Source organism: Campylobacter blaseri (assembly GCF_013201895.1).
In the GTDB taxonomy this organism is placed as follows: domain Bacteria; phylum Campylobacterota; class Campylobacteria; order Campylobacterales; family Campylobacteraceae; genus Campylobacter_B; species Campylobacter_B blaseri.
In genome coordinates this window covers 277,236-302,116 of the sequence record NZ_CP053841.1, presented here as the reverse complement: position 1 = coordinate 302,116, position 24,881 = coordinate 277,236, and the positions used below count along the sequence as shown (strand labels likewise).

The window sequence follows — 24,881 nt, the reverse complement described above, 5'->3', positions numbered from 1 at the left end:
TCATGGAAGAAAATAATTTTAAAAATGTAAGTATACAATCTCTTTTAAAAGCAGTTGTTCAAAATGATGCTAGTGACTTACATCTAGTCTCTAGAAGTGCGCCTCAAGTTAGAATAGATGGAAAACTTAGACCGCTTGCTATGAAATCCCTTACCGGAAAAGACATAGAGTCTCTTTGTTATACAATTATTACCGATTCACAAAAAAAGGATTTAGAAGAAAATCTTGAACTTGACTTTGCTATGGAAGTTCCTAACGTAGGTAGATTTAGAGGCAACTATTACTATACAATGAATGGTGATTTAGCCGCAGCATTTAGGGTTGTTCCTATAAATGTTCCATCTTTAGACGACCTAAAAGCTCCTAAAATTTTTAAAGAACTTGTAAAAAAAGAGAAAGGATTAATTTTAGTTACAGGTCCTACTGGTAGTGGTAAATCAACAACTCTAGCTGCCATGCTAAATGAAATTAATGAAAATGAAAGAAAACACATTATAACAGTTGAGGATCCAGTTGAGTTTGTTCACCAAAACAAAAAAGCTCTTTTTTCACATAGAAATATTGGTACCGATACAAAATCATATGCAAGAGCACTTAAGTATTCACTTAGAGAGGACCCCGATATTATACTAATTGGAGAAATGAGGGATAAAGAGACAATTTCTATTGCAATTACAGCAGCTGAAACAGGTCACCTTGTTTTTGGAACACTTCATACAAACTCAGCTATGCAAACAATTAGCCGTATGATTGATAGCTTTGATGCTGGGGAACAAGCCCAAATTAGAAATATGCTCTCAGTATCATTACATGCAATAATATCACAATCTTTGCTTCCAAGGGTTCGTAGCGGAAGAATTGCTATACACGAAATACTTATAAATAACAATGCTATAGCAAACCTTATAAGAGAGGATAAAAACCATCAAATTTACTCTCAAATGCAATTAAACCAAGCAGCAACTGGAATGATGACTCAAACGCAAGCTATGGTTAAAGCCTTAAATGCAAATTTGATATCCAAAGAAACTGCTTTACGATACTCTACAAACATACAAGAGCTTAAAAATATATTAGGAGAAAAATAAAATGTCTGGAGCTAATTGGATAGATATAATCATTATAGTTTTAATACTAATTTTTGCGCTAAAAGGACTAAAAAGCGGTATTGTTAGGGAAATTTTTGGGATAATTGGAATAATTGGTGGATTTATAGTCGCAATGAAATGCAAGGCCGAAGTTGGAGCTTGGATTAGCAGAAACATATATGACTTAAATCAAATAAACATTATGAGCGGAAATGGCATGGAGGTAATTGTAGGTTTTATAGCTACAATTTTTGGAATATGGATCGCCTCATTAATTCTTGGAGAAATAATATCAAAATTATTTGAAGTTAGCGGACTTGGGTTTATAGATAGACTAGGTGGATTTGTATTTGGTGGTACAAAGATATTTTTAGTATTTGCTCTACTTGCATCTTTCATACATTCATCGATATTTTTAAACTCTCAAGTAAAACCTTTTTTTGAAAAAAGCATAGCATACCCTAACCTTGTTAAGGCTGGAGATTACTTACTTAATTTAAAAAAAGAGGATATTAAAATAGAAATATCCACAAAACCAGAAAATAATGAAGCAAATATAGTCTATGAAACAAGCGATTACGATGAACCAAATACATCTAAAGTAAACAAGGAATAAATAATGAATCAAACTATTGAAAATTTAGAATTTGATGCTCTTTTATATGAATTTAAAAGAGTATTAAGAGAAAACAAACTTAAATACACAAAACAAAGAGAAGTTATTTTAGAGACTCTATACCATGGCACTTGCCATTATACTCCAGAACAACTTTATTTAAAAATGAAGGATAAATATCCTGAATTAAATGTGGGTATAGCAACAGTCTATAGAACTCTAAATCTACTTGAAGAATCAGAACTAGCAACATCAATTTCTTTTGGCTCGCAAGGTAAAAAATTTGAGCTTGCAAACAAACCACACCATGACCATTTAATTTGTAAAAGTTGTGGTAAGATTGTTGAGTTTACAGATAATTCAATAGAAAAAAAGCAATTAAGCATTGCAAAAGAAAATGGCTTTGTGCTTACAGGTCATTTAATGCAACTTTATGGGCTTTGTAAAGATTGTAATACAGATAAAATTTAATGAAGGTGAAAATTAGTGATATTTGAAAATCAATTAGAACAGCAAAGAATAGAAAAAGCAAATGAATTAAGAGAAGTAGGTATTAATCCATATCCTCATTTTTTAAAAAAAGAGATGAGTATAGGTGAATTTAGAGATAGATTCAAGTATGTAAAAGATCTAGAAGAGAGAAAAGATACTAGCAAAATAGCAACTTTAGCAGGTAGACTAAAACTAAAAAGAGTTGCTGGAAAATCAACCTTTGCCAACATAGAAGATGGAAGTGGCAATATCCAAATTTACTACTCGCGTGACTCTATAGGCGAAGAGATTTATAAGATATTTAGAAAAAATCTTGAAGTTGGAGATGTAGTACTAGTTAGTGGTTTTCCATTCGTAACAAAAACTGGTGAGTTTTCAATTCATGTCTCAAATATAGTTTTAGCCTCTAAAGCCATATCTTTACTACCAGAAAAATTTCACGGTCTTGTTGATATGGAACTAAGATATAGACAAAGATATCTTGATATGATAATGAATCCCGAAGTTAGAGAGGATTTTATAAAAAGATCACTTATAGTTAGCACGATTAGAAGATTTTTTGAAGATAGAAGTTTTTTAGAGGTTGAAACTCCTATGATGCATGAAATTGCAGGTGGCGCTAACGCAAAACCATTTATAACTCATCACAATGCACTAGGCATTAATAGATTCCTTAGAATTGCACCAGAGCTATATTTAAAAAGACTTGTTGTTGGTGGAATGGAAGCTGTTTTTGAGATAAATAGAAACTTTAGAAATGAAGGTATGGATTTAACTCATAATCCTGAGTTTACATCAATTGAATTTTACTGGGCATATCATGATTATAATGATTTAATGGATCTAACAGAAGAGCTATTTGCAACTTTATTAAAGAGATTAAACCTACCAAATATAATTAACTATGATGATAAAAAAATTGATTTTAGTAAAAAATTTGATAGGATAAGCTATCTAGATTCCATCGTTAATATTGGAGGAATAGATAAAAATATCATTAATAATAAATCTAAAATTTTAGAAAAATTAAAAAATGATGGGTTTGAAGCAAATGAAAAACTTGATCTAGGACATTTGCAAGCTGAACTTTTTGATAATTATGTTGAAGAAAAGCTTATAAATCCAACTTTTATAGTTGATTATCCAATCTCCATAAGCCCTCTTTCAAGAAGAAGCGAAAAAGATGAAAAAATAGCTGAAAGATTTGAACTTTTCATAGGCGGAAAAGAGCTAGCAAATGGCTTTAATGAACTAAATGATCCTCTTGATCAATATGAGAGATTTAAAGCGCAAATTAATTCTAAAAATGCTGGAAATGATGAAGCACATGAGATGGATGAAGACTACATAAAAGCACTAGGTTATGCTATGCCTCCAACAGCTGGAGAAGGCATTGGCATTGATAGACTTGTTATGCTTTTAACAAATAAAAAATCAATAAGAGATGTTATATTGTTCCCTGCAATGAAACCAATAAAAATAAAAAATAATGAGGAGTAGTGATGTCATTAGAAAATTTTGATAGAGAAATTTATGATTTAACAAATAGCGAATTAAAAAGACAAACAAATTACCTAGAAATGATAGCAAGTGAAAACTTTACATATCCAGAAGTGCTAGAAGTTATGGGCTCAATTCTTACAAACAAATATGCTGAAGGATATCCTGGTAAAAGATACTATGGCGGTTGTGAATTTGTAGATGAGATAGAAACATTAGCAATTGAAAGGTGTAAAAAACTTTTTAATTGTAATTTTGCCAATGTTCAACCAAACTCAGGATCACAAGCAAATCAAGGAGTTTATGGAGCACTTTTAAATCCGGGTGATAAAATTTTAGGAATGGATTTAAGCCATGGTGGACATTTAACACATGGTGCAAAAGTTAGTAGTTCTGGAAAAATGTATGAGAGCTTCTTTTATGGAGTTGAGCTTGATGGAAGAATTAACTATGACAAAGTAGCTGATATAGCAAATATAGTTAAACCAAAACTAATAGTTTGCGGTGCAAGTGCGTATGCAAGAGAGATTGATTTTGCTAAATTTAGAGAAATAGCTGATAGCGTTGGAGCATATCTGTTTGCAGATGTAGCACATATCGCAGGCCTTGTTGTTGCGGGTGAACACAAAAGCCCATTTCCTCATTGTGATATAGTAAGTTCTACAACTCACAAAACACTAAGAGGTCCAAGAGGCGGTATTATTATGACAAATGATGAAGTAATTGCCAAAAAAGTAAATTCATCGATTTTTCCTGGAATCCAAGGAGGACCTTTAATGCATGTAATTGCTGCAAAAGCTGTTGGTTTTAAACACAACCTTAGTGATGAATGGAAAGTATATGCAAAACAGGTAAAAGCAAATGCGAAAAAACTTGCTGAAGTGCTAATATCTAGAAAATACAATCTAGTAAGCAATGGCACTGATAATCATTTGGTATTAATGAGTTTTTTAGATAAAGAATTTAGTGGTAAAGATGCTGATATGGCCTTGGAAAACTCTGGAATAACTTGTAATAAAAATACAGTTCCAGGTGAAACAAGAAGTCCTTTTATAACAAGTGGTATAAGGCTGGGAAGTCCAGCACTAACATCAAGAGGAATGAAAGAGGCAGAATTTGAAATTATAGGTAATAAAATTGCAGATATATTAGATGATATTAACAATAAAGATTTACAAATAAGTGTAAAAAATGAACTAAAAGAGCTAGCTAGTAAATTTATAATTTACGATAAAGCTATGTATTAATAAAACAGGAGTTCTTATGGAAGATAAATTTAACATAGATGATAGCATTGTACTAAACCCCAAAGGGGGCAAGATAAATAATATCAAAAAAATACTAACTGCTATTGCGATATTAGTTGTTCTTTTCTTAATTATTTTAATTCTAATGAGATTTATAAACAGTGAAGATGTTAACACAGATGTTGATCTAATGCTTCCAGCTGAGCAAAAAATAGATGAAAATTTAAATCTTTTAAACAAAGAAGCTAAAAAGGTAACTATTAAAAATACATCATCTATCAAAAATGATGAAAAAGCCATAAAAGACACTGAGAACAAGCCCGCAGAACACAAAGTTAAAGATACTCCGTCCGTTGCCAAGCAAGAGATTGTTATAGTTTCTTCAAAAAAAGCAGAGGAAGAGGCAAGAAAAGCAGCTGAGGCTAAAAAGGCTGAAGAGTTAAAAAAACTTGAAGAAGCTAAAAAAGCTGAAGAGGCAAGAAAAGCAGCTGAAGCTAAAAAAATAGCAGAAGCAAAAAAGGCTGAAGAGTTAAAAAAACTTGAAGAAGCTAAAAAAGCTGAAGAGGCAAGAAAAGCAGCTGAAGCTAAAAAAATAAAAAAAGGCTTACTGTTGAAATCCTCGATGCCTAAAGGTGATTATATACAAGTACTTGCAGTTAGTACATATAAGCCCGATGCAAACTACATTAAAAAGCTAACTGGTGCTGGATATGATTATAGATTACATAAAGTTCAAGTATCTGGCAAAGAGTTTACTAAAATTTTAGTAGGTCCTTATAGCTCTAACCAGCTTCAAAGAGAACTATCTAATATTAGGGCAACAATTAATAAAAATGCTTTTAAATATACGGTTAAATAGATGAAAAAATTTGCAGTTTTTGGAAATCCTATAAAACACTCTATATCTCCTAGATTACACAATTATGCAATCAAGGAGTTAGGATTAGATGCTTTTTATAGTAGGATTTTACTAGAAGACAATATAAAATTAAAAGAAAAATTTAATACATTAAATCTAGATGGTGCAAATATAACTATACCTTTTAAGGAAGATGCCTTTAAGGTTTGTGACCATCTTGATAGATATGCAAACCATATAGGCTCCATAAATACACTAGTTAAAAAAAACAATACTCTATATGGATACAATACAGATGCACCTGGATTTTTAAAAGCTATTGAAGAATTTGGAAAGATAAACTCTGCACTTATACTTGGAGCTGGTGGCACCGCAAAGGCATTAGCCTACGCCTTATATACTAAAAATATTAAAGCTGATATTTTAAATAGAAGCGAAAAAAGAAAAAGTAATTTTAAGCAATCTAACTTTTATCTTTGGGATGATTTTAAGATCGAACAATATGATTTAGTTATAAACTCAACTTCAGCAGGCCTAGTAGATGAAGAGTATCCTGTTCCAAAAGAATTACTAGAAGATATATTTAAAAACTCAAGTTTTGCCTTTGATGTTATATATAATAAGAATACACCATTTTTAAGATTAGCAAATAGTTTTAAAATTCCAAATAAAGATGGCAAAGATATGCTAGTTTATCAAGCCGTTTTAGCTCTAAATTTTTTTTATAACTCTAACTTGGATGAGAAAAAAATAGAGATAGCTATGAAAAAAGCTATCTCTTTATAAGACTATTTTAATCTTCTCATATCTTGACAACTAGGTTTATCGCCCGAAAAGCAAGCTCTTTCATATATGTCTAGAGCTGCTGCTTTGTTTACAGGAACACCTTCACCCTTTTCAAACATTCTTCCCATCTGCAAGCAAGATGGCAAGTATTGATACATGGCACAACCTACATCAAAAGTATTTATAGCGGTTTTAAAATCGCCCTTTCTATAGTAACTAACGCCTAAATCATAACATGATTTTGCACCTACGCTTTGACATTGTCTCTCTATGATTATCCTATCTTGTTCAGCTAGTGGATTATCAACAACTTCGCCCATATTTATATCATACTCTTGTTTTTGGGTCTTCGGTACCTGTTTTGTGGTAGTAGCACATCCAAAAAATGTGAATGGAATAACTAAAGCAAAAGCTATAATATTTTTTTTCATTGCTTTTATCCTTTTTAAATTCTTCCCACTATATAGTAAGTTTCCCTGTCTGCAACTTTTTCTAATTCAAATTTATACTTATCAGCCCATGTAAATATCATATCTCTAACAACCTCTTTTTCAGATTCTTGTTTAGGCTCATTTTTAATTTTAAAATAATCATTTGAATTTGACATAGCAATATATGCACCATATGTTTTTAGTCTATCGTTTAAAGTTACAATTCTATCAAGCTCATTGCTATCAAAATCACATTTTGATAGTATTGCTCTAACTTGTTTTAAAGTTGAGTCATTCATAACATACCCTAAAGATACTAAAATTCCTTCTTCATTCACTACTTCTCTCCTTGTAAAAATTTATTTTTTTGTTTGTGAAACCAATACATCTTCAATTATATTTTTTATATCTCCGTCTAAAATATTACTAACTTGTGAATAACTTAAATTTGATCTATTGTCTTTTACGCTTTGATATGGAAACAAAACATAAGATCTTATTTGATGTCCCCAGCCTATATCGCTTTTATCAACACTATTACTTGCCTCATTTTGCTTGTATAATTCTAATTCATATAGTCTTGATTTTAACATTTTTATAGCCGTTGCTTTGTTTTTGTGTTGGCTTCTATCATTTTGACATTGAACTACAATACCTGTTGGAATATGTGTAATTCTAACAGCACTCTCTGTTTTATTTACATGTTGCCCACCAGCCCCACTTGCTCTATAATAATCAAACCTTAAATCTTTATCATCAAGCTCAATATTTATATCATCATCAATCTCAGGACTTACCATAACGCTTGAAAAGCTAGTATGGCGTCTACCTGCGCTATCGAATGGGCTTACTCTAACAAGTCTATGAATTCCATTTTCAGCCTTTAAATACCCATAAGCATTTTCACCACTAACTATAAAACTAACATCTTTTAGTCCCGCTTCATCACCCTCTTGGAAATCCAGAACCTCTACCTTATAGCCCTCTCTCTCACAAAACCTAAGATACATTCTATAAAGCATGCTAGCCCAATCATTGCTCTCAGTTCCACCAGCTCCTGGATGGATTGAAACGATTGCATTCTTTGAGTCATCTTCTCCACTTAAAAGCATAGAAACTTCTAACTCTAAAACAAGTTTTTCTAAACTGTCTGCCTCTTCAAGTATTAAATTTAAAGTTTCTAAATCCTCTTCTTCATTAGCTAATTCATAAATATCTCTAGCATCATCAACCGCCATTTTAGATGAATTATATTTTTTTAAAATAGATGAGATTTTAGTCTTTTCTTGGGTAATTATAGTTGCTTTTTTTGTATCTTCCCAAAATTTAGGGTCATTTTGCGCCTCTTCTATCTCACCTAATCTTTTTTTTAGCTCTTCTGGTTTTATAATGATAGCTATATTTTCTACTTTGCTTGTAAGCGTTTTTAAAAGCTCAGTATATTGATAACTTTCCAAATTTAATTCCTACTTTTTATTTTAATTATATCATTTTATTTCTTTTAATTATTTTAGTTATTTTAAAATACAAATAAAGGCTAATTTATTTTTTTTAGTTATAATGAAAAAAAATAAATTAGGAAGATTCATGACAGTTGTTTACACAAAAGAGGATTTAAAAGCAGAGCTTTTAAAATTAAATAAAAATATAGGTTTTGTCCCTACTATGGGATATTTGCATAATGGACATAAAAGTCTTATAGAAAAGTCAAAAAGTGAGAACGAGTATACAGTAGTGTCGATTTTTGTTAATCCAGCACAATTTTTACCAAATGAAGATCTAGATAAATACCCAAGAAATAAAGAGGGAGATATTAAATTTTGTGAAGACTTAGGCGTTGATATTTTATTTATGCCAAAAGATGTGTATTTTGACTATGAACCAAAAGTTATAGCACCAAAAGAACTTGCAAGTATTTTAGAAGGAGCTACCAGACCTGGGCATTTTGATGGCGTCTTAACAGTTCTTAACAAATTTTTTAATTTGGTTAAGCCAAAAAATGCATATTTTGGGAAAAAAGATACCCAGCAACTAATGGTAATAAACAATATGATTAAGTCATTTTTTATGAATATAAACATAGTTCCTTGTGAGATCATAAGAGAGGAAGATGGGCTAGCGCTTAGTTCTAGAAACTCATACTTGGATGAAGAGCAAAGGGTTATGGCTTTAAAAATTTTTAGATCCCTTACTAAAGCTAAAAATATGATAGAAAATGGTGAGCTAGATTCTAATCTAATACAAAAAGAGATGCGAGGAATTTTAGAGCCTTTAAAGATTGATTATATTGAATTTGTTGATAAGGAATTTAACAAAATTGATAAAATTAAACTTGGAGAAAGCATTATATTAATCGCTGTATATGTAGGGCCTACAAGACTTATAGATAACATTTGGATATAAGATGAAAAAACTATATCTTTTATCATTAGGCTGTAATAAAAATCTTGTTGATAGCCAAATTATGCTTGGAAGGCTTGGTAACTACCAAGTTGTAGATAAGCCAGATGATGCTGATGTTATGATTGTAAATACTTGTGGATTTATAGCCTCTGCAAAAGAGGAGAGCATTAATGCCATTTTAGAACTTGCTCAATACAAAAAAGATGATGGGGTTTTGGTTGTAACTGGTTGCTTGATGCAAAGATATAAAGATGAACTTATTAAAGAACTCCCAGAGGTTGATATATTTAGTGGTGTTGGGGATTATGATAAAATTGATGAGATGATTTTAAAAAAACAAAATCTTTTCAGCCCTCAAACATATTTACAAAAAAGCGAAAAAAGAGTTATAACTGGCTCAAACTACCACGCCTATATAAAGCTTTCAGAAGGATGTAATCAAAAATGCAGTTTTTGTGCGATTCCAACTTTTAAGGGAAAATTGCGAAGTAGAAGCATAGATGATATAGTAGATGAAATTTCAAATTTAGTAAATCAAGGTTATTATGATTTTAGTTTTATATCTCAAGATAGCAGTAGCTATGGAAGAGATTTAGGAAAAAAAGATGGACTTTGTGAGTTAATAGATAGAGTTGAAAAAATAGATGGGGTTAAATTTGCTAGAATTTTGTATCTTTATCCTACCACAACATCAGATGAATTAGTTCAAAAAATAATAGACTCAAAAGTATTTTTAAACTACTTTGATATGCCAATTCAACATATAAGCAACAATATGTTAAAAATTATGAAAAGGGGTGCAAATAAAGAGCGAATTATAGAGCTTTTAGCAAAAATGCGAGAGGCAAAAGATTCGTTTGTAAGAAGTGGTTTTATAGTAGGACATCCAGGGGAAAGCGAAAAAGATTTTGATGAGCTTTGTGAGTTTTTAAAGTCATTTAGCTTTGATAGAGTTTCTATATTTGCCTATTCAAAAGAAGAAGATACAGCAAGTTTCAATATGGAACAAATTCCTCAAAAAATAGTTACAAAACGGCTAAATATGATAGAAAAAATCACAAACCAAACCACAAAAGAGAGTTTTGAAAAAGAGCTTGGCAAAACTTCAACTTGCGTAGTCGAAGGCTATAGCAGTGAAGGTGAGATGTTTTTTGGAGCTAAAAAATATATTTGGGATAAAGACATTGATGGAGAAATTTTAATAAATGACTCAAATTTGCAAAATCTTGAAGTTGGTAAAACATATACTTGTAAATTTACAGATTTTATAGGGGATAAATTAGTTGCAGAAATTATCTCTTGATGATGAAATTTTACAGATTGCTAGACAAAACAGATCCATTTTAGCTTTTTCATATGGAGTTGATAGCACTGCTCTTTTTTATATATTAGTAAATTTAAAAATTGATTTTGATTTAGCTTTTGTAAACTACAACACAAGACCAAGTAGCAATACAGAAGAAGAAAGTGCAAGAGAATTAGCCAAAGAATTTAACAAAAAAATCTATGTAAAAAATGTCCAACTAGTTTTAGAAGACTCATCAAATTTTGAACAAAAAGCAAGAGATGTGAGATATAAATTTTTTGATGAAATTTGCACTGAATTTAACTATAAATACCTAATAACAGCACATAATTTAAATGATTTGTTTGAATGGTTTTTAATGAGATTTAGTAAAGGTGCTGGAGTTTGTAACCTTATTGGTATGAGTAAAATTGACCCAAAACAAAACTATACAATTCTAAGACCACTTTTAGATACAAGTAAAAATGAAATTTTAAATTTTTTAGATACAAATGAGATTAAATACTTTTTTGATAAATCAAACCTAGATACTAATTTTGAAAGAAATTATATAAGATCAAAATTTAGCAATCAGTTTATTCAAGAATTTCATCCAGGAGTTAAAAAAAGTTTTGAGTTTTTAAATGAAGATAAAAAGCATTTACAGGGCAAATTTATATATGAAGATGAGAAATTTTTTATAATACAAAATACTCCTTTTTCGATGAATTTAATTGATAAAGCGGTAAAAAAACTAGGAATTTCAATGAGTCAAAAACAAAGGCTAGAAGCAAGCAAAGACTCTGTTATAAGTGGTAAAATAGCTATAGGATATAATGAAAAACTAGTTTGCGTATCTCCATTTAAAATAAACAAAATGGACAAAAAATTCAAAGAAATTTGTAGAATCAAAAAGGTGCCTAAGCATAATAGAGGCTTTATTTATGAAAATAGGCACCTTCTAGATAAATTTTAAAAATGCTCTTTTATGTTGATTTTGTTAATATACTCAACTATATCAAGCGGAAAAACATTTGTCTTTATGAATAGTTTTGTAAAGATGTAGTACCCTAGCTCTCTATTAGAACTACAGGTATCATAAACAAAAATTTCATCTACAAAGCTACTATTTGTTTCATAAAATTTATTTAAAAAGTTTTGTAAAATACTTACAAAAATTTCATCATCATCTTCGAGGGAAAAACTATCTGGATCTTTTTTAAATGCATCAAAACCCTCATCAATAAAATTTATCATTTTTGAAAAAATCACTTTTTCACTATTTGCAACCATTACAGCGGCACTTTGACTAAATTTCAGTATAAAAAGAGATGTTCCTTTAAAGTTTTCATTTTTCATTAAAAAATATAACACTTTAAAAGGGTTTATATATTCAATATATTCTACATTATATAAATTTTTAATGTCTTCTATTTCACTTTTTAAAGAATACGATATAACATCTTTATCAATTTCTTGCATTATAAAATCTTTGTCATTATATATCGCATCATCAACCAAGCCTTGATTTAACGATGTGTGCATAAAGGATAAAAAGCTTTTTTTACTGCCCGTACTTTTTAAAAAAAAATTAATTTTTTCTACATGCTCTTTATTGACTAATATATCTTTCTCGTTAAATTCTTGTTTTAGAGTGTTTTTCTTATCAAATTCCCTAAAGAAAATTTCAAAAACATTATTATCTACACATACACTATAAAACATTTTTGGACTATTTCCAAAAAGCCTCATCTGCTACCTTTTATTCTATTTTAAATATATTCTATCAAATTTACTCTTAAATATATATCTATACTAAAAAATTATATCCTATTAAAATGAGCTTGATATAATATAAATCAACCTATTATAAAAAGGAGTATTATGAAAAGAAGATTTTTTTTAAAATCAACAGCAATTTTTGCAACCCTAGGATGTACATCAAGTTTTTTCTTGTCAACAGGTCTGTTCGCTAATGATAAAAAAATGGATTTTAGAGTTGTTTCTTTAGAAAAGGTAACTATTTTACAAGATGGAGAATCTAAAAATTTCTGTTCAGTTTGTGGAATGAGCTTAAATATGTTTTATAAAACAAATCACGCTGTAAATATTAATGGCAAAACACACCAATACTGCTCTATCCACTGTATGCATCAAGAGGCTATGTTAAAAAAAATACTTCCAGATAATCCTAAAGTAGTTGATACAGCTTCTTTAAAATTTATTGATGCTACTACTGCTATTTATGTATATAGCTCCAGTATGCCAGCTACCATGTCTTCTATTAGCTCATATGCTTTTAAAAACAAAGAAGACGCAAAAAAATTTCAAAAAAAATTTGGAGGATCTCTTTTAACCTATGAAGAGGTTTCAAATGCTACTCAAAAAACCTTAGAAGATGATATAAAACTTATAGATAGAAGACAATCTATGGCAGCAAGAAGAGGTGAAAAAATCTATAAAGCAACCTGCATAAAGATAGATAAGAAATTCTCTACTCCAGCAGAGGCAAAAGCATATATCTTAAAAAACAACGTATGTCCAAATTTAACTCAAAAAGAGTTATCTCAAGTTGCACACTATCTAACTAAAAAATAGTCTAACCACCACAAAAAGTGGTTAGATTTTTGAAATCTTTGCCTTTATATTTCCAATACCACTTAGATACATTGCACTTGTAACTACTGCATCAATTCCACAACTAGCATAATCTTTTACATTATTTACATTAATTCCACCAGCTGAGATTATCTTAACATTTTTATAATTTTTATCTCTAAGTTCAACTATCTTTTTAGTATCTTCCAAACTCATTTTATCAAGTTGAATCACATCTGCAATCTCTAAAAGTTTTATTGCATCATCTAAATTTAGAGCTTCAACTACTACTTTTTTCTCTGGCACTTTATGTTTAATGGCTCTCAAGTCTGCAAAAAACTCATCGCTGTTTTTATAGACAATTCTATGTTTATCAAAAAATAAAATGCTATCACTTAAATTTAGCCGATGAACTTCTCCTCCACCATCGAGCAAAGCTTGCACACAAAACTTTTTTGCAAAAGGAAAAGTTTTTCTAGTTCCTAAAATTTGACATTTTTGATTTACACTTTTAGCCAAATTTAGCATTTTATTTGTATAAGTTGCAATGGCACAAGAGTATTCAAGTAAAACCTGAGTAAGCTTCCAAGCTTTGTGAATGTTTGCATACTCTCCTTCGTAAGCTAAAAGCATATCGCCCTCTTTTGCAAAACTTCTACTTGATTTTACAAACTTTACTTCACAATCTAAAATTTCAGCTATTTTTGCTGAAATTTCAGTGCAAGAAGCTACGCAATCAACTCTAGTAAAAAGCTCTAATCTTGCTTTAGTTTTTTCGTAACTTTGCAAACTTGTAGTCAAATCCATAAAAGGTAAATCTTCATTTATATACTCTAAAATTTCACTATTTGTTATCATTTTTGCACCTAACTTTTTTTATTTATTATATTTAGTATTATAAACAAAAGTGTTGAAATAATTATTAACACCAAGCTTAACATCATTGCCAAATCATAATCCCCATCAAAAACTGCATTATAAATAGCAAGTGAGAGAGTATCGGTTTTGTGAGTTATGTTTCCACCTATCATTAAGCTTATGCCAACTTCGCCTAAAGCACGACCTAAAGCAATAATTAGTGCTTGAAATATGCTTTTTTTAATGCTTGGTAAAACTATAAAAATAAGTGTTTTAAACTCGCTTTTTCCACTTATCAAAGAGGCCTCTTTTACATTTTTTGGAAAAAGTTCAATGGCTGATTGAACAGGTTTTACAAAAAGAGGAATTCCTGCTATAAAACCAGCTATAACTAAAGCTTTAAACTCAAATATAAAATATATATTCAAATTTGCAAAAAATGAGCCAATAAAACCATTTTTTCCAAGCAAAATCAAAAGAAAAAAGCCAATAGCAACAGGTGGAAAAATAAGTGGCAAAGTTACCAAAGCTTCAACTAGCCACTTAAGTTTTGAGTTTGTAGTTGCTAAAAAATTTGCTAAATACGTTCCAAAAATCATAAAAAGAAAAAAACAACAAGCTAAAATTTTAGCACTTAAAATAAATGGCTCATAGACCATATTTGCTTATAATCTCTTTTGCTTTTTTAGTTTGTAAAAACTCTAAAAACTCGCCACAAACTTCAAATTTAGAACAACTATCTAATTTTAAAGCTATGATTTGTATAGGTTCATATAAACTCTCATCAACTTTAACCATACCACCAATTTTATCCTTTATAGACAAAGCTTCACTTAAGTTAATAAATCCAGCATCAACTTCGCCACTTAAGACATAAGAGGCACTTTGAGGAACGGTTGAGACAAATAAAAGTTTATTTTCTATATCTAAATTTGCACTTTTTAGAGCTTGCGAGGAAGCTATGCCATAAATTGCTTTTTTGCTATCTGGTAAAGCTACTTTTTTTATATTTTCATTTGTTAAATCATTTATGCTTTTAATTTCTGTATTTTTTGGATATATTAAAACTAGCTTTCCATTACCTATCTTTTGTTCGCCAATTTTATCTAAATTTGAGCTATCAAGATATCTTTTATCGCCTATAATTAGTGTTATATCTTGATTTTTAGCTTGAGTAGTAACTTGCTTCATATTTCCAAAAATAGCTTCTATCTTATTTTGATTTTTGAAATTTTGCAAAAGCTCCAATGTCATCTTTTTATACCCTGCACCAGCTGCGATACGAATATCGCTAGCACCTAAACCCACTACCAAACAAAATAATAAAAATATTTTTTTCATTTTTATCCTTTAGTTAAATTTAAATTAAATGCCTTTGTACTAACGCTTACTTCGTCTGCAACTTTCAAATCCAAAGCTTCATCTACAACGATTTGAGTTATTTGCTGTCCAATGGAAACAGTAACTACAAAAATGCTATCTATTTTTTCAATATTTAAAATAGAGCCAGAAAATGAAAATTTCTGACTACCTTGGGTTTTGAGCAAAAGCTTTTCAGGACTTCCTTGTCTTGTTATTTTTCCATCTTTTAATTCAATCATCTCATTTGCTAGTTTATAAATTTCACTAGGATCGTGGCTTACGAGTATTGTTGTGGTTTTAAACTCATTGTGAATTTTTAAAATTTCATCTTGAAGTTTAGCTCTAAGATTTGGATCAAGAGCTGAGAGTGGCTCATCTAAAAGTAAAATTTTTGGCTTTCTCATCATAGCTCTACCAAGTGCCACTCTTTGTTTTTGTCCGCCACTTAGTTTATTTGGATAGCGATCTTTTAAATTAGCAATATCAAGCATATCAAGCAGTCTTTGACAAAGAGTTTTGTCTTTTTGCACAAAGAGTAAATTTTGCTCAATAGTTAAGTTTTCAAACAAAGCATAATCTTGAAAAACAAAGCCTATACGCCTTTTTTGTGGTGGTAAAAATATCTTTTCATCTTGCCAAATTTCATCATCAACTTTTATCAAGCCAACACTTTTTTCAAGTCCAGCCAAACACCTTAAAAAGGTAGTTTTACCACTTCCACTTTGACCACAGAGTGCTAAAAAAGTCTTATCTTGTATCTGCAAAGTAAGATCTAAAAGCATATTTTTATTTGCACCAAAAAGCTCTTTTTTGATATGTAAATTTATCATCTTATTTTTCCTATTTTGCCCTGTTTTTATGGTTAAAAAAATAAACACTAAAAAGCACTACAAAGCTCATACAAAGCATTATAAAGCTATAAATATGTGCTGATTTATAATCAAGAAGTTCAGTAAATTCATAAATAGCAATACTAGCAACCTTTGTCTTTCCTTCCATACTTCCACCAACCATTAAAACTATCCCAAACTCCCCAACAGTATGAGCAAATGTAACTACAAGTGCAGTTAAAAGTGATGGTTTGATATTTGGCAAAGCAATTTTAAAAAGTGTTGTAAGCTTGCCTTTTCCGCTTAAATATGATGCCTCAATTATATTTTTGTTAAGACTCTCAAAACCACTAAGCAGTGGCTGAAACATAAAAGGCAAAGAGTAAATACAGCTTGCAAAAACAAGTCCAGTAAAGCTAAAAACTAATTCTATTCCAAAACTTTCATATAAAAAACTTCCAATAAAAGAGTTTTTAGAAAATGCAAAAAGTAGATAAAAACCCATAACAGTAGGAGGTAAGACAAGTGGCATAGCACAGATACTTTCAATAATAGGCTTAAACTTACTTTTGCTTTGGCTAAGTTTCCAAGCAAGTGGTAAAACAAGAAAAAATAGCACAAAAGTTGTTATAAATGCTAATTTAAATGAGACATAAAATGGGGTAAATTCAATCATAACTCACCACAAAAACATCTGTTGCTTTAATCAAAAAAACCGCATTTTCTTCTACTTTTAAATTTAGTCTATTTGCAGAATCTGTAGTTATAATGCTAGTTATAAACTCTTGGTTTACTGATGCTACTACTTTGGTTAAGATTTGCCCTTTTTCAATGCTTCTAATCTTTACTTTAATTTGATTAGAGTAGCTTAACATATCATCATTAAGTCTACCAATGGCAACAGCACTTGATTTAAAGCCAAGAGTTACCTCTTGGTCTATTTTAAGATTAAGATCAAGGCTTACTAAGGATAAATTTCCAATTTGACTACTAAAATTTACCTTATGTAAAGCCCCATTTTCTTGAATCTTAACTACTTTTGCTAAAATCCTATTCATAGCCGTAAGTTTTAAAAATCTTTTTAGCTCTATCGCTTTTTAAGAAATTATAAAAATCTGTCGCTAATTTGTTATCTTCATAGCCTTTTAGCAAAATCATACCTTGATCAAGTGGAGTGTAGAGGCTTTTGTCAACCTCAATGTAGTTTTTACCCGCTATATACTCATTTTTGCCTACTAGTGCAGATTTTGGAATAAAGCCAATCTCAGCTGCACTCAAAGCATAAGGTAAAACTCCCGAAATGCTCTCAGCATAGACTAATTTTGAGCTAATCTCATCAAATACTTTTGCATTTTTAAATGCTTCCAAGCTAGCTATACCATAAGGTGCTGTTTTTGTATTTGCTACTGCAATTTTGTGAATGTCTTTATCTTTTAAAAGCTCTAGCCCACGGCTCATATCACGCGTTTTTGCACTAAACATTACCAAAACACCTCTAGCATAAATTTCAGCCTTGTTGTTTGTAAATCCATTATCATATAAATCATTAGCAAATTTCATATTTGCAGCCATAAAAATGGAGTAGTTAGCTCCATTTTTTATCTGAGTATTTAACTTACCACTACTTGCTAATGCAACTTCTATCTTGTCATCAGCTCGGTCTTTTAAAAACTCTTTTTTTAATTCATCAATTACATAACCAATATTTGCAGCCGCAGCTACTCTTATTTCAGAAGCACTTAAGATACAGGCACTAATTAGTAAAAATATGAATTTTTTCATCTTATAATCCTATCATAACCGATGTTGATTTAATAACTCCATAAGCTTCATCTCCAACTTTTAAGCCAAGATTTTTAATAGAGTTTATTGTAATTATTGATGTTAAAATTTGGTTTTCACCCAAATCTAAACTCACCTCAGCATTAACTGCACCCTCGTTTATCTTTGAAATTTTACCTTTTAAGACATTTCTTGCACTGATTTTTAAATCTTTTTCAGAACTTATCATAACTGATGTTGATTTGATAATAGCTTTTGCCTCTTTACCGATTTCAAGACCTAAATTTTCTACTGAGTTTTTTGTAATTATTGATGCAATTTTAACACCACTTTTTAACTCTAAAACAACTTCTGAATTAACCACACCTGGAGTTAATTCTACCACTTTTCCAACAAAAACGTTTCTTGCACTAATTTGCATTGCTATCCTTTGTAAATTTAATATATTACCACTATGGTAATCTGCGTTTTTTGAAATTTGCTCCAAAAAACTAGCCTGAATTTCCTCTATTTTTTCATAAGTTATGATAAGTTTTTTAGCATACTCGCTAAGATAGCTTCCGCCTCCAGACTTACCACCAGCCTTTCTTTCAACTAAAACTTCATCTGATAAATTGTTCATCAAATCAATAGTATCCCAAGCAGACTTATAACTCATAGGAACATTTTTAGCAGCTTGTAAAATCGAGCCTGTTTTTTCTATCTCTTTTAACAACTTTATTCTTTTTTCTAAAATAAAATCACTCTCATTCAATTTAATAATAAAATTTGATACTAGCTCCATAAAATTCTCCTGTGTAAAATTATACAATGCAAAAAGTTAATTATATATTAATATATATAACGCTTCAAATTTTGTATATTTACCTGTATAGCTTATAATTACTATTTTAAGGAGAACTAATGAAAAAAATATTTTTTATAATACTATTTTTATTTTCAACACTTTTTGCTAATAGGGTAATTTTGGAAACAAGTGAGGGAAATATAACGCTTTCTTTATTTCCAGAAGTTGCACCAAAAGCAGTTGAAAATTTTCAAACTCATATTAAAAATGGATATTATGATGGACTAATTTTTCACAGAGTTATAAAAGGCTTTATGATGCAAGGTGGTGATCCAACAGGAACCAGTAGAAATGGGAACTCTATATGGAATAAAGATTTTGAAGATGAGTTTATGGAGGGAGTTGAGTTTGATAAAGCAGGAGTTTTAGCTATGGCAAATGCGGGTCCAAACACAAATGGAAGTCAATTTTTTATTACATTTGATAAAACGCCGTGGCTAAATGGATATCATACTATTTTTGGTGAAGTTGTTGATGGTTTTGATGTGTTAAAAAAGATAGAAACCTCTCCTACAAACAAATATGACAGACCTATTGAAGATATAAAAATTATAAAAGCAATTTTTCAAGAACTTGTAAATTAATTATTTAATGAAATTTATATTAAGTTATAAAATTTCCTACATAGATTTCAAAATTTATGCATTAAGAAATGTTATAGTTATTTTGCTCTAATGCTTTTATAGCTTTATTTAAATTATGTTCTTTTACAAATATATAATCGGTATTGAATGTAGAGATAACAAAAATTCCTATATCATTTTTGGCTAAAATTTGAGTAATTGATGATAAAACACCAACTAAAGAGAAATCAAGAATTTTATCTATACAAAACCCTCACATACAGAGTATTATTTAATTGCACTCCTAAGAACATTATCGCTAAGACATAAAAGTTATTTTTCTTTGCTAGTTTGGATTTCTATTTTAAAACAACATCATAAAAATTAGCCACTTCACATATTAAAAATTTCTGCTCTATTAATTTTAAATTCACATTCTATCTATTTAATTATATTTTTTATTTTATTTATTTTTAAAGATTTTATAATTAGAATATACCTATAGCTAATCTCTAAACTATTTAGGATAAAAAAATGAAAATATTCTTTCAAAAAACGATTTTAATTACCTCATTCATCATTGCTTTATCTTTTTTTTGGTTCAGTAACAGCCTATATGCAACAGATAAAGAAAATGTTAAATCTATAGAGCTTTCAAACGATGTGTTGCTAGAAGAATCTTACAGAAATAAAATAGTTCACTATATCGGCATTGTTAGTGGAATCTATGAAACAAAAGAGGGAATTAAAAATATATATTTTGAAGATAAAAAATTTTCAAAAAGAATTATTGCAACAATATTTCCTAGTTTTGGTAAGATTGAAACAATCCATAGTGGAGATAAAGTAAAAGTTACTGGTTATGTCAAAATATATAAAAATAAAGCCCAAATCAATCCTTTGGATAAAAGCATGATTGAAATATTAGAATTTAAAAAAAATAAATGCATTGATAGTATTAATTTTTCAGACATTCCTAGCAATCTAGGTAATACTATTTTTTTGAATAACGTTAAGGCTTTAAATATTTATACTTTTACAAGTAAAAATGGCAAAAAGCATATTAATTTTAAACTATCTAAGGATGGATATATATACAATGCCATTGTATTTGAAGGTTTTTATAATGATAAGATAAAAGGTATACTAAAAAATAATAATTTATTTTGTGCAAAAGTAAAAGTGAGCGAATATAAAGGAGATATTTCATTAATTATTAAAGAAATATATGAATAATAACGATGCTCTATGAAATATTATTATATATGATTCCAATTATTACCGGCTTTGGGTTTGGTATTATATCTGGTCTTATTCCTGGAATTCATACAAATACTATATGCGCTATACTTCTATCTTTATTTTTTACAACAGCTCTTAATGATGTAAATGTACTATATATAGCTACTTTTATAGTTTCAGCAGCCATGACTCATACATTTTTTGATATTTTCCCAAGTCTTTTTTTAGGAATTCCGGGTGATGAAGTATATGCCCTACTACCTGGACAAAAAATGGTAAAAAGAGGGAAAGGATTAGAGGCATTAAATATATCAATAAGCGGTAGCTTGCAAGGATTTATATATTCTTTTATATTATGCATATCGCTATTTTTAATTATAGTCTATTATAATGATAAGGCTTTAATAAGGTTTGAAAATATAATTAAAGAAAATATGTTTTTAATCCTTTTGACCATTTCTATTTTTCTCATATTAACAGATAAAAATAAAATATTTTCCTTCTTTGTATTTATATTTAGTGGGATATTAGGTGTCTTAACTCTTGGCAGCCCGAATGTACCAAATCCTAACCTATCAGCTTTCAACGGTATCTTTCCAGCCCTTACTGGACTATTTGGACTAAGTGGGTTAGTGCTTGCTCTATTTGCCAGAACATCGCCTATATGTAAACAAGATAAAAATATAAAATTAAATGTAATAACAAAACCTAGAAGTTCGCTTCTTGGCTCCATAGGTGGGATCATAACAGGGTTTCTTCCGGGTCTTGGATCTGCTAATGCCGCAACCTGTATGCTGCTAATAGAAGATTTTTTAAATAAAAAAAATATAAATAAAAGCGAAAGCGAAAAAGAATATATAGCATCAACAAGTGCCATAAACACATCTGATGCTGTGTTTTCTATAATGACCATATATCTGATAGGCAAATCAAGATCCGGTGCCTCTGTGGCTATAGAGCAAATAATACCAAACATACTAATAAATCATGCTATGATAATGCTATCCTCCATGGGAATAGCTGCCTTATTATCATTTTGGCTAATACATAAATTAAAATATAAAATTATTGAATTTTTTTCAAACATATTTTATAAACCTTTAACATTTTGCATTATATTTTTTTTAATATTTGTAGTATATTTTACTACCTCTTTATGGGGGCTTTTTATACTTGCTATTTCGACATTACTTGGGATAATGCCATATATATTTAATGTAAGAAAAGGTCAAATGATGGGGTTTTTTATACTACCTACCATTTTATTTTTTTCAGGATATCAAGAAAATATAGTTTCTTATCTAAATTTAGAAGCTAAAATAAAAATATATCCAGAGCTAACTCTATACAATATAATAATAATTTTTTTCTCGGCTATATTTTTGGCTATATTTTTATATAGAATTTTAAAAAGGAAAGCTATTGAGAAATAAATATCTTTTTAATTTAATTTATTTTTTAACAATATTATTGCTATTTTTGATTATAGATATATTTCATATAGGCAATACTCTCATAGTAAATTACGTAGCTGATGGAGATACAATCCATTTTAATAAAGGCGTAAAGTGTAGACTTATGTATATTGATGCTCCAGAGAATTTTGAAAATAAAAAATTTCTAAGAGACTATAGTCAATGCCAAAATACAACAAAAAAAGAACTTCTAAATGCAGGTAAAAATTCAACATATTTTTTAAGAAGTATTATAAAAAAAGGTGATCAATTGACTGTAAAAATTATAGATACAGATCAGTTTAACAGGCAAGTTTGCATAATTTTTAAAAATAATGAAAATATAAATAATATAATGATAGAAGAGGGCTATGCAGTTCCTTATCAAAAATTTATACACACAAAAGACAGGGCTTTTTACAATGAATTAGTAAATAATAGCAAAAATAATAAAAAAGGAAATTGGGATAAATACTATGACTTCATGAATTGCCTACTAAACATAAGAAATTAATATTATAATAGTTAAATTATCTACTTTTATTGCTTTTTAAAACATCTATTCAGTTTATAAAACAAGTCTCTAGCTATTTTTAAGATATTAAATTATTGTTAATATTTATAGCAAATATAATTTTATTGGTATAGTTAGAAACATTGCAACATTAAAATGCTATAACTGCTATTCTTGGAAAACTGTATGGCCAAGAATGCTAGTATTTAGGGAATTCAGAGTAGAAATATATCCCATACTGGATTCGAACCAACTGTCTATTGTCCCCTTAGATAGATGTTTCTCTCAACATTTATAAGATTTTTTAGGTACAAATTTAATACTTAGTCTATATAACTTTTCTAGCTTAGCTATATAGGCTATTAATAAGTAACTAATTTAAAAAAGAGTTAATTAAAAAAATATAAACTTTTACATATTATTGGCTTAGGAATCTAATAAGCTATCTACCCCTTTTCTCTTTACCTCCCTCTAAAACACTTGAATCTTTTTTCTCAGCTTTAGAGTTTATTGCATCTGTAGGTATGTTAGAGAGAACCTCTTCATTATTAAGCATCAAAACTCCTTGTATGTGTATATTTATAAGTAAATTATACTAGAATTAGAACTTAAAATTAATTTAACCTTAATCTAGGCTAGAGAAGGGGGTATATAAAATGAGTATTGAAAATATGATTTATCTAGTATTTATATTGTAATTTGTATAATTTTCATATCTATACAAATAAAAATAAAGGATAACAGATATGTTTAGATTAGTGTTTCTATTAATAGATAGTTTTAGTTTAGCTAATGCTTATGAACTCTATGGGGTAGATATGAGAGATTTATCTATCTTAGCTAAGTACTTCTCAGCTGGAGAGCTTGGGAGAAAAGAGTTAATTTATAATTTAGTATTTCATTTAGTTGTATCTTTTGGATTATCTCTATCTTTACTATTTTATATTAAGCATTTACTAAAAACTAAATATAATAAAGATATTACAAAATACCTTATAATAATCTTTTTCTACTATGTGTTTTTATTATCCTAGCATCTGTTTTTTACTTAGTTTTAAATGAAGAAACTTTTAGAGAAATTTATTATAAAGATGTTAATTCTTCTTTAACATTTGAATACATTATCTTATGTTTGTTTATATATGTAAATATATGTATAAACCTAAGCTGATTTAAAAAGGGGAAACCCCTTTTTTAATTGTATAGCCTTTTCTCCATATTATATAAGGATAGGAATGTTTTACTAACGTTTCCCAGCCTCTAGTCTGTTCTGGATAATATTTTCTATCTACTTTCTGTTTATAACTATCATATAAATTTTTATCGTGGTTTTCTTAAGCTGTATAGCTATTTTTATTTTCTCTTTAAAACAATAGTGTATAATTTTAGAAATATTAAAGGATATTTTAAATGACTAGAATTGCTATTATGCTTTTTATTAGTTTAGGTTTTTTAAATGCTTATGAGTTATACGGAACTGATATAAGGGATTTATCTATATTGGTTAAATACTTCTCTATTCCTTTTTACCAAACAAACCCTTATCTTTTTTCAACTATTTTCCATATCACTATCTCTTTTGGTTTAGCTTCTTTAATTATTTTTAGTTACTACTACTATCAAGAAAAGGTAAAGAATAATCCAATTTCGTATCTTTACATACCTCACATTTACAATGTAGCTATGTTTTTTATAGCTCCAATTGAAAGTCTTTTTTTAGTATCTTTATATATACTTATTTTTTCTATTCACTACAACTTGAGAATTATGTGTGGTTTAGATGGGATTAGAAAGGATAGCAACAGTAGTAATGAAGATGCTGTTATTTACTCATACCTTATTACTACTATTGTTCTTATAAATATATTAGTATTAAACTAATATTATCCTAATGGTAAAGTATTTTCAAAACGATGTCCTCGTTGGAGGAATTTTTCACGTTCCTTAGCCTTTAGCATTTTTATATAACTATCATATATATTCTCATCTATTTTTTTCCTTAAACTATTTATGCTTTTTTCCATATATCCTTATTAAATCTATAAGGCAGAGATAAAACAAGAATTCAAAACCACTTATAGAATCAATATCTCATCTATTTAGGTAAGAAGTATGGGTAATGTA

General features: G+C 29.1%; 31 protein-coding genes. 17 read left to right on the top strand and 14 right to left on the bottom strand.

What is annotated here, in order from left to right:
* Nucleotides 1-2 precede the first annotated feature (2 nt).
* From CBLAS_RS01605 to CBLAS_RS01575, 7 genes are read left to right on the top strand one after another with little or no spacing between them, the layout of a single operon-like run.
* On the top strand, nt 3-1,088 hold the full coding sequence (locus tag CBLAS_RS01605; RefSeq protein WP_106871058.1) for a type IV pilus twitching motility protein PilT: 1,086 nt from the start codon (nt 3-5) through the stop codon (nt 1,086-1,088).
* Between the two features lies 1 nt (nt 1,089).
* Nucleotides 1,090-1,704: a CvpA family protein gene (locus CBLAS_RS01600; protein WP_106871056.1), complete on the top strand. Its 615-nt coding sequence runs from the start codon at nt 1,090-1,092 to the stop codon at nt 1,702-1,704.
* 3 nt (nt 1,705-1,707) lie between these two features.
* Entirely contained in the window at nt 1,708-2,175 is a 468-nt protein-coding gene (locus CBLAS_RS01595) for a Fur family transcriptional regulator (protein WP_106871054.1), read from the top strand.
* Nucleotides 2,176-2,193: 18 nt separating this feature from the next.
* Complete coding sequence (gene lysS, locus CBLAS_RS01590) at nt 2,194-3,696, top strand: lysine--tRNA ligase (protein ID WP_172658224.1); 1,503 nt, start codon at nt 2,194-2,196, stop codon at nt 3,694-3,696.
* 2 nt (nt 3,697-3,698) lie between these two features.
* Nucleotides 3,699-4,943 (top strand): serine hydroxymethyltransferase, encoded by a 1,245-nt coding sequence (locus tag CBLAS_RS01585; RefSeq protein ID WP_106871050.1) that lies wholly within the window; start codon nt 3,699-3,701, stop codon nt 4,941-4,943.
* 16 nt (nt 4,944-4,959) lie between these two features.
* Nucleotides 4,960-5,802: an SPOR domain-containing protein gene (locus CBLAS_RS01580; RefSeq protein WP_106871048.1), complete on the top strand. Its 843-nt coding sequence runs from the start codon at nt 4,960-4,962 to the stop codon at nt 5,800-5,802.
* On the top strand, nt 5,803-6,588 hold the full coding sequence (locus CBLAS_RS01575; protein WP_106871046.1) for a shikimate dehydrogenase: 786 nt from the start codon (nt 5,803-5,805) through the stop codon (nt 6,586-6,588).
* 2 nt (nt 6,589-6,590) lie between these two features.
* On the opposite strand, the gene CBLAS_RS01570 is transcribed toward CBLAS_RS01575, so the two are convergent.
* The 3 genes from CBLAS_RS01570 to prfB are packed head-to-tail and all read right to left on the bottom strand — an operon-like array spanning nt 6,591 to nt 8,476.
* The gene (locus CBLAS_RS01570; protein ID WP_106871044.1) at nt 6,591-7,019 is read right to left on the bottom strand and encodes an SEL1-like repeat protein; all 429 of its coding nucleotides are present in this window, start codon (nt 7,017-7,019) and stop codon (nt 6,591-6,593) included.
* A gap of 14 nt (nt 7,020-7,033) precedes the next feature.
* Nucleotides 7,034-7,357: a type II secretion system protein gene (locus CBLAS_RS01565; protein ID WP_106871042.1), complete on the bottom strand. Its 324-nt coding sequence runs from the start codon at nt 7,355-7,357 to the stop codon at nt 7,034-7,036.
* A gap of 21 nt (nt 7,358-7,378) precedes the next feature.
* Entirely contained in the window at nt 7,379-8,476 is a 1,098-nt protein-coding gene (gene prfB, locus CBLAS_RS01560) for a peptide chain release factor 2 (protein WP_106871040.1), read from the bottom strand.
* A 130-nt stretch (nt 8,477-8,606) separates the two neighbouring features.
* Between prfB and panC the strand changes: the two genes are divergently transcribed.
* The 3 genes from panC to tilS are packed head-to-tail and all read left to right on the top strand — an operon-like array spanning nt 8,607 to nt 11,683.
* Nucleotides 8,607-9,422 carry a pantoate--beta-alanine ligase gene (panC, locus tag CBLAS_RS01555; protein WP_106871037.1) on the top strand — a complete coding sequence of 272 codons (816 nt, stop codon included), beginning with the start codon at nt 8,607-8,609 and terminating at the stop codon, nt 9,420-9,422.
* 1 nt (nt 9,423) lies between these two features.
* Nucleotides 9,424-10,725: a 30S ribosomal protein S12 methylthiotransferase RimO gene (rimO, locus tag CBLAS_RS01550; RefSeq protein WP_106871035.1), complete on the top strand. Its 1,302-nt coding sequence runs from the start codon at nt 9,424-9,426 to the stop codon at nt 10,723-10,725.
* On the top strand, nt 10,706-11,683 hold the full coding sequence (tilS, locus tag CBLAS_RS01545; protein ID WP_172658163.1) for a tRNA lysidine(34) synthetase TilS: 978 nt from the start codon (nt 10,706-10,708) through the stop codon (nt 11,681-11,683). The genes rimO and tilS overlap by 20 nt, the downstream gene beginning before the upstream one ends.
* On the opposite strand, the gene CBLAS_RS01540 is transcribed toward tilS, so the two are convergent.
* Nucleotides 11,680-12,459 (bottom strand): hypothetical protein, encoded by a 780-nt coding sequence (locus tag CBLAS_RS01540; protein ID WP_106871033.1) that lies wholly within the window; start codon nt 12,457-12,459, stop codon nt 11,680-11,682. The two genes, tilS and CBLAS_RS01540, sit on opposite strands and share 4 nt — an antisense overlap.
* A gap of 132 nt (nt 12,460-12,591) precedes the next feature.
* On the opposite strand from CBLAS_RS01540, the gene CBLAS_RS01535 reads away from it, so the two are divergent.
* Entirely contained in the window at nt 12,592-13,305 is a 714-nt protein-coding gene (locus CBLAS_RS01535) for a nitrous oxide reductase accessory protein NosL (protein ID WP_106871031.1), read from the top strand.
* A 21-nt stretch (nt 13,306-13,326) separates the two neighbouring features.
* Here CBLAS_RS01535 and modD read toward each other — a convergent pair whose 3' ends face one another.
* From modD to CBLAS_RS01495, 8 genes are read right to left on the bottom strand one after another with little or no spacing between them, the layout of a single operon-like run.
* Nucleotides 13,327-14,163 carry a ModD protein gene (modD, locus tag CBLAS_RS01530; RefSeq protein WP_106871029.1) on the bottom strand — a complete coding sequence of 279 codons (837 nt, stop codon included), beginning with the start codon at nt 14,161-14,163 and terminating at the stop codon, nt 13,327-13,329.
* 8 nt (nt 14,164-14,171) lie between these two features.
* Complete coding sequence (locus CBLAS_RS01525) at nt 14,172-14,822, bottom strand: molybdate ABC transporter permease subunit (protein ID WP_106871027.1); 651 nt, start codon at nt 14,820-14,822, stop codon at nt 14,172-14,174.
* Nucleotides 14,812-15,504, bottom strand: coding sequence for a molybdate ABC transporter substrate-binding protein (gene modA, locus CBLAS_RS01520; RefSeq protein WP_106871025.1), 693 nt, complete (start codon nt 15,502-15,504; stop codon nt 14,812-14,814). The genes CBLAS_RS01525 and modA (CBLAS_RS01520) overlap by 11 nt, the downstream gene beginning before the upstream one ends.
* 2 nt (nt 15,505-15,506) lie before the next feature.
* On the bottom strand, nt 15,507-16,355 hold the full coding sequence (locus CBLAS_RS01515) for an ATP-binding cassette domain-containing protein (RefSeq protein WP_106871023.1): 849 nt from the start codon (nt 16,353-16,355) through the stop codon (nt 15,507-15,509).
* Between the two features lie 10 nt (nt 16,356-16,365).
* Nucleotides 16,366-17,031 carry a molybdate ABC transporter permease subunit gene (modB, locus tag CBLAS_RS01510; RefSeq protein WP_106871021.1) on the bottom strand — a complete coding sequence of 222 codons (666 nt, stop codon included), beginning with the start codon at nt 17,029-17,031 and terminating at the stop codon, nt 16,366-16,368.
* Complete coding sequence (locus tag CBLAS_RS01505; protein ID WP_106871019.1) at nt 17,024-17,413, bottom strand: TOBE domain-containing protein; 390 nt, start codon at nt 17,411-17,413, stop codon at nt 17,024-17,026. Before CBLAS_RS01505 ends, modB begins: the two co-directional genes overlap by 8 nt.
* Nucleotides 17,406-18,137 carry a molybdate ABC transporter substrate-binding protein gene (gene modA / locus CBLAS_RS01500; RefSeq protein ID WP_106871017.1) on the bottom strand — a complete coding sequence of 244 codons (732 nt, stop codon included), beginning with the start codon at nt 18,135-18,137 and terminating at the stop codon, nt 17,406-17,408. The genes CBLAS_RS01505 and modA (CBLAS_RS01500) overlap by 8 nt, the downstream gene beginning before the upstream one ends.
* 1 nt (nt 18,138) lies before the next feature.
* Complete coding sequence (locus CBLAS_RS01495; protein ID WP_106871015.1) at nt 18,139-18,921, bottom strand: TOBE domain-containing protein; 783 nt, start codon at nt 18,919-18,921, stop codon at nt 18,139-18,141.
* 119 nt (nt 18,922-19,040) lie between these two features.
* On the opposite strand from CBLAS_RS01495, the gene CBLAS_RS01490 reads away from it, so the two are divergent.
* Entirely contained in the window at nt 19,041-19,568 is a 528-nt protein-coding gene (locus tag CBLAS_RS01490) for a peptidylprolyl isomerase (protein ID WP_106871013.1), read from the top strand.
* A gap of 61 nt (nt 19,569-19,629) precedes the next feature.
* Here CBLAS_RS01490 and CBLAS_RS09735 read toward each other — a convergent pair whose 3' ends face one another.
* Entirely contained in the window at nt 19,630-19,803 is a 174-nt protein-coding gene (locus CBLAS_RS09735) for an ACT domain-containing protein (RefSeq protein WP_420912990.1), read from the bottom strand.
* A gap of 278 nt (nt 19,804-20,081) precedes the next feature.
* Between CBLAS_RS09735 and CBLAS_RS01480 the strand changes: the two genes are divergently transcribed.
* From CBLAS_RS01480 to CBLAS_RS01460, 5 genes are all read left to right on the top strand, one after another.
* Nucleotides 20,082-20,783 carry a single stranded DNA-binding domain-containing protein gene (locus CBLAS_RS01480; protein ID WP_106871011.1) on the top strand — a complete coding sequence of 234 codons (702 nt, stop codon included), beginning with the start codon at nt 20,082-20,084 and terminating at the stop codon, nt 20,781-20,783.
* 29 nt (nt 20,784-20,812) lie between these two features.
* On the top strand, nt 20,813-22,222 hold the full coding sequence (locus tag CBLAS_RS01475; RefSeq protein WP_157940019.1) for a tripartite tricarboxylate transporter permease: 1,410 nt from the start codon (nt 20,813-20,815) through the stop codon (nt 22,220-22,222).
* Nucleotides 22,212-22,757, top strand: a complete 546-nt coding sequence (locus CBLAS_RS01470; RefSeq protein ID WP_106871008.1) for a thermonuclease family protein — start codon at nt 22,212-22,214, stop codon at nt 22,755-22,757. The genes CBLAS_RS01475 and CBLAS_RS01470 overlap by 11 nt, the downstream gene beginning before the upstream one ends.
* Before the next feature lie 746 nt (nt 22,758-23,503).
* Entirely contained in the window at nt 23,504-23,791 is a 288-nt protein-coding gene (locus tag CBLAS_RS01465; protein ID WP_106871006.1) for a hypothetical protein, read from the top strand.
* Nucleotides 23,792-24,167: 376 nt separating this feature from the next.
* Complete coding sequence (locus CBLAS_RS01460; protein ID WP_106871003.1) at nt 24,168-24,638, top strand: hypothetical protein; 471 nt, start codon at nt 24,168-24,170, stop codon at nt 24,636-24,638.
* 2 nt (nt 24,639-24,640) lie between these two features.
* On the opposite strand, the gene CBLAS_RS01455 is transcribed toward CBLAS_RS01460, so the two are convergent.
* Nucleotides 24,641-24,781, bottom strand: a complete 141-nt coding sequence (locus CBLAS_RS01455; protein WP_157940018.1) for a hypothetical protein — start codon at nt 24,779-24,781, stop codon at nt 24,641-24,643.
* Nucleotides 24,782-24,881 lie beyond the last annotated feature (100 nt).

What these genes read in the sequence shown, in the direction of transcription:
- panC (WP_106871037.1), top strand. Translation starts at nt 8,607, where the DNA reads ATGACAGTTGTTTACACAAAAGAGGATTTAAAAGCAGAGCTTTTAAAA.
- CBLAS_RS01580 (WP_106871048.1), top strand. Translation starts at nt 4,960, where the DNA reads ATGGAAGATAAATTTAACATAGATGATAGCATTGTACTAAACCCCAAA.
- CBLAS_RS01605 (WP_106871058.1), top strand. Translation starts at nt 3, where the DNA reads ATGGAAGAAAATAATTTTAAAAATGTAAGTATACAATCTCTTTTAAAA.
- CBLAS_RS01475 (WP_157940019.1), top strand. Translation starts at nt 20,813, where the DNA reads ATGATTCCAATTATTACCGGCTTTGGGTTTGGTATTATATCTGGTCTT.
- CBLAS_RS01540 (WP_106871033.1), bottom strand. Translation starts at nt 12,459, where the DNA reads ATGAGGCTTTTTGGAAATAGTCCAAAAATGTTTTATAGTGTATGTGTA.
- CBLAS_RS01575 (WP_106871046.1), top strand. Translation starts at nt 5,803, where the DNA reads ATGAAAAAATTTGCAGTTTTTGGAAATCCTATAAAACACTCTATATCT.
- rimO (WP_106871035.1), top strand. Translation starts at nt 9,424, where the DNA reads ATGAAAAAACTATATCTTTTATCATTAGGCTGTAATAAAAATCTTGTT.
- CBLAS_RS01585 (WP_106871050.1), top strand. Translation starts at nt 3,699, where the DNA reads ATGTCATTAGAAAATTTTGATAGAGAAATTTATGATTTAACAAATAGC.
- CBLAS_RS01505 (WP_106871019.1), bottom strand. Translation starts at nt 17,413, where the DNA reads ATGAATAGGATTTTAGCAAAAGTAGTTAAGATTCAAGAAAATGGGGCT.
- CBLAS_RS01460 (WP_106871003.1), top strand. Translation starts at nt 24,168, where the DNA reads ATGACTAGAATTGCTATTATGCTTTTTATTAGTTTAGGTTTTTTAAAT.
- CBLAS_RS01465 (WP_106871006.1), top strand. Translation starts at nt 23,504, where the DNA reads ATGTTTAGATTAGTGTTTCTATTAATAGATAGTTTTAGTTTAGCTAAT.
- CBLAS_RS01570 (WP_106871044.1), bottom strand. Translation starts at nt 7,019, where the DNA reads ATGAAAAAAAATATTATAGCTTTTGCTTTAGTTATTCCATTCACATTT.
- CBLAS_RS01490 (WP_106871013.1), top strand. Translation starts at nt 19,041, where the DNA reads ATGAAAAAAATATTTTTTATAATACTATTTTTATTTTCAACACTTTTT.
- CBLAS_RS01525 (WP_106871027.1), bottom strand. Translation starts at nt 14,822, where the DNA reads ATGGTCTATGAGCCATTTATTTTAAGTGCTAAAATTTTAGCTTGTTGT.
- modD (WP_106871029.1), bottom strand. Translation starts at nt 14,163, where the DNA reads ATGATAACAAATAGTGAAATTTTAGAGTATATAAATGAAGATTTACCT.
- CBLAS_RS01455 (WP_157940018.1), bottom strand. Translation starts at nt 24,781, where the DNA reads ATGGAAAAAAGCATAAATAGTTTAAGGAAAAAAATAGATGAGAATATA.
- CBLAS_RS01535 (WP_106871031.1), top strand. Translation starts at nt 12,592, where the DNA reads ATGAAAAGAAGATTTTTTTTAAAATCAACAGCAATTTTTGCAACCCTA.
- modA (WP_106871017.1), bottom strand. Translation starts at nt 18,137, where the DNA reads ATGAAAAAATTCATATTTTTACTAATTAGTGCCTGTATCTTAAGTGCT.
- modB (WP_106871021.1), bottom strand. Translation starts at nt 17,031, where the DNA reads ATGATTGAATTTACCCCATTTTATGTCTCATTTAAATTAGCATTTATA.
- CBLAS_RS01480 (WP_106871011.1), top strand. Translation starts at nt 20,082, where the DNA reads ATGAAAATATTCTTTCAAAAAACGATTTTAATTACCTCATTCATCATT.
- CBLAS_RS01595 (WP_106871054.1), top strand. Translation starts at nt 1,708, where the DNA reads ATGAATCAAACTATTGAAAATTTAGAATTTGATGCTCTTTTATATGAA.
- CBLAS_RS01515 (WP_106871023.1), bottom strand. Translation starts at nt 16,355, where the DNA reads ATGATAAATTTACATATCAAAAAAGAGCTTTTTGGTGCAAATAAAAAT.
- CBLAS_RS01495 (WP_106871015.1), bottom strand. Translation starts at nt 18,921, where the DNA reads ATGGAGCTAGTATCAAATTTTATTATTAAATTGAATGAGAGTGATTTT.
- modA (WP_106871025.1), bottom strand. Translation starts at nt 15,504, where the DNA reads ATGAAAAAAATATTTTTATTATTTTGTTTGGTAGTGGGTTTAGGTGCT.
- CBLAS_RS01600 (WP_106871056.1), top strand. Translation starts at nt 1,090, where the DNA reads ATGTCTGGAGCTAATTGGATAGATATAATCATTATAGTTTTAATACTA.